The organism is Ruminococcus sp. RTP21198st1_G1_RTP21198_201120, from assembly GCF_040924265.1.
Lineage (GTDB): Bacteria > Bacillota > Clostridia > Oscillospirales > Ruminococcaceae > Hominimerdicola > Hominimerdicola aceti.
The window spans coordinates 1-3,359 of sequence record NZ_JBCOMH010000039.1 but is presented as its reverse complement, the minus strand read 5'-3'; the positions used below and the strand labels follow the sequence as shown (position 1 = coordinate 3,359).

The window sequence follows — 3,359 nt, the reverse complement described above, 5'->3', positions numbered from 1 at the left end:
TTGAAAAACTTAAAAATATCAAAAAATCTTGCCTTGAAAAGATGTTTGTGTAAGGAAAATCGATTAAATTGAAGATGCATACGACAATATTGATCGCATGATAGAAAATAAAAAAGAAAAGCAGTAATTATGCTGCATAAGGGAGTGACTACTAATGGGATTTGACAGTGAGACAGCGTTTGAAAGTGCCTTGATAAAATGTCTTGTGGAAGAAAAGGGCTGGAAAGACGGCGTAATAAAATATCCTACCGAAAAAGATTTGCTTGATAACTGGGCAAAAATCATCTTTGAAAACAACAGAGATATTGACCGTTTGGGCGATTTCCCGATGACAGATGGTGAAATGGCACAGATTATGGGGCAGATAGCCAAGCTTCGCACGCCTTTGAATCTAAACGGATTTATTAATGGCGGAACTGTGCAGATTATCCGTGACAACGAAAATGACACGCACAATTTCAAGAAGACGATATCGCTCAAAATCTTTGACCGCAATGAAATAGCCGCAGGCAGAACTCGTTATCAGATTGCACAGCAGCCGAAATTCAAGGCGAAGAACAGCATTTATCCCAATCGCCGCGGCGATTTCTGTCTGCTGATTAACGGAATGCCTGTCATTCACGTTGAACTGAAAAAAAGCAACGTACCTGTCAGTGAAGCACAGTATCAGATTCGTAAATATCTCTACGAAGGTGTGTTTACGGGGCTGTTTTCACTTGTGCAGGTGTTTGTTGCAATGAATCCCGAAGAATGTACCTATTTTGCCAACCCAGGAAGTGATGATAAGTTCAGAAAAACTTTCTGCTTTCATTGGGCAGATAAATATAACAATCCGATTAATGATTGGAATATGATTGCCGAGCGGCTTTTGTCAATTCCTATGGCGCACGAGATGATAGGTTTCTATACGGTTGCAGATCAGACCGACAACACACTTAAAGTTATGAGAAGCTATCAGTATTATGCTGCAAGTAAGATTTCCCGTCGTGTCAGTGAGATGAAGTGGGACGATAAAAGCATTTACGGCGGTTATGTATGGCACACAACCGGTTCGGGTAAGACCATGACAAGTTTCAAATCCGCACAGCTTATTGCAAATTCCAAGGATGCCGACAAGGTAGTTTTCCTTATGGACAGAATTGAACTTGGAATGCAGTCGCTGCGTGAATACAGAGGTTTTGCCGATGAAACAGATGACGTTCAGTCAACTGAAAATACTGAAGTGCTGATTTCCAAGCTGAAAAGTGATAATGTAGGCGACACTCTGATTGTAACCTCTATTCAGAAAATGAGCCGTATCAAGGCAGAAGACGGAATAAACAATGATGATATTGAAAAAATTAATAACAAGCGTATTGTTTTCATCGTTGACGAGTGCCACAGAAGTGTATTCGGCCGTATGCTTTCATCTATAAAATACACATTCCCACGCGCGATTTTCATAGGTTTTTCGGGCACTCCGATTCTTGAAATCAACAAGAAAAAGGATTCCACCACAGCTGATGTATTCGGCGATGAACTTGAGGGCACAAGGTATACGGTTGCCGACGGTATGCGTGACGGCAATGTCCTCGGATTTGACAGCGTTCCTCAGCCTACATATAAAGACAAAGACCTGCGAAAAGCGGTTGCACTTGAAAAGGCAAAAGCACAGGATGAAACCGAAGTCTTTGCCAATGACAGCAAGAAAAAAATTTATATGCATTGGATGTATGACGTACCTATGGGAGAACAGCTTGATGATGACGGCGATTCGCTAGAAAGTATCGAGGGATGTCTTACAGATGCACAGTATAACCGTGATGAACACAGAAAAGCAGTAATTGATGATATTCTAGATAATTGGGTGAGCCAGAGCCACAACGGAAAGTTTCATGCAATACTCGCAACAAGCAGCATCCCCGAGGCAATCAAGTATTACAAATTGTTTGCCCAGCGTGACTGCGGTTTGAAAACAACTGCCGTTTTTGATCCCAGCGATGGAAACAACGAAAGCTCTATCGAAAAAATTGATGGTATAGCCCAGATGCTCGAAGACTATAACAGTCTATTCGGTACGTGCTTTAATATCTCGGGATACGCCTCATTTAAGCGTGACGTGTGTGCAAGATTGGCACATAAAACACCCTATACCGCTGTAGAAAATGAGCCGTCTAAGTGTCTTGACATTCTCATTGTTGTAGATCAGATGCTTACGGGTTACGATTCCAAGTGGCTTAACACGTTGTATATGGATAAGTTTTATAAGTGGTCAAATATCGAAATGATTATTCAGGCATTTTCGAGAACAAACCGTGTGTTCAATGATGATAAGCCCCATGGAATCATTCGTTACTATCGCAGACCATACACTATGAAAAATATTATAGAATATGCTTTCGAGCAATATTCGGGACAAAAGCCTTACGGCATTTTCGTAGCAAAGCTCATACAAAATCTTGAAAATATGAATGCTGCTTTTTCGGATATCAATGATATATTCAAGATTGCAGGAATCCCTGATTTTTTCAAGACTTCCCGATGATGTGACGGAGAAAAGAAAGTTTTCAAAACTGTTTAAGGAGCTCAACAAATTCCTTGAATCGGCAAGGGTTCAGGGCTTTGTTTGGGAGAAACGTGACTATGAATTTGAAGACGATAACGGAAACAAGGACATTGTAACGCTTTTATTTGATGAGAACATTTATAACATTCTTCTGAGGCGTTACAAAGAGCTGCGCACGGGTGGATCGGGCGGTTCCGACGATGAGCCGTATGATATTGAACCTTATCTGATGTCGCTTTCTACGGATAAAATTGATGCCGAATATATGAATTCCCGTTTCAGAAAGTATATCAAGATGATGGGTGACGGCACTGATGAACAAACACGAAATGTCATGTTAAACGAGCTGCATAAATCATTTGCCAACCTATCGCAAGATCAGCAGAAGTATGCCAACATTCTTTTGAAGGATATTCAGAATGCTGAGCTTGTTATTGATGATGACAAAACAATTCTTGATTACATCACCGAATATCAGTCAAGAGCAAAAAGTGACCAGTTCTGTAATTTTGCAAGAAACCTGGGCATTAACGAAACTGCTTTGAAGAAGTTCATGTCATTGCACGTTACGGAAGAGGATATAAATGCTTTCGGTAGATATGATAAGCTTGTTGAGCAGGTTAATATTGATGTGGCAAAAGAATATTTCGAGAAAGCAGAGAAAACCGAAATCCCCAAGCGAAAGGTTCGCTCAAAGCTGGATAAACTTTTAAGAGAGTTCATCCTGAGCGGCGGCTTTGAAATTTCAACTAATGAATAATAACATAATGTGAGCCGTATGGAGTCAAGATTCATTCTTGGCTCCTGTTTTTTT

At 40.5% G+C, this 3,359-nt stretch carries 2 protein-coding genes; both read left to right on the top strand.

The genetic code is table 11. The annotated features are described in order from the left end of the window. The first annotated feature begins 154 nt into the window (after positions 1 to 154). Positions 155 to 2,524 carry a type I restriction endonuclease subunit R gene (locus tag AB5627_RS14155; RefSeq protein ID WP_022126699.1) on the top strand — a complete coding sequence of 790 codons (2,370 nt, stop codon included), beginning with the start codon at positions 155 to 157 and terminating at the stop codon, positions 2,522 to 2,524. A gap of 1 nt (position 2,525) precedes the next feature. After that, positions 2,526 to 3,305, top strand: coding sequence for a hypothetical protein (locus AB5627_RS14150; protein WP_337400626.1), 780 nt, complete (start codon positions 2,526 to 2,528; stop codon positions 3,303 to 3,305). Positions 3,306 to 3,359: the final 54 nt, after the last annotated feature.

Coding starts and splice junctions, on each gene's coding strand:
- AB5627_RS14155 (WP_022126699.1), top strand. CDS start 155: ATGGGATTTGACAGTGAGACAGCGTTTGAAAGTGCCTTGATAAAATGT.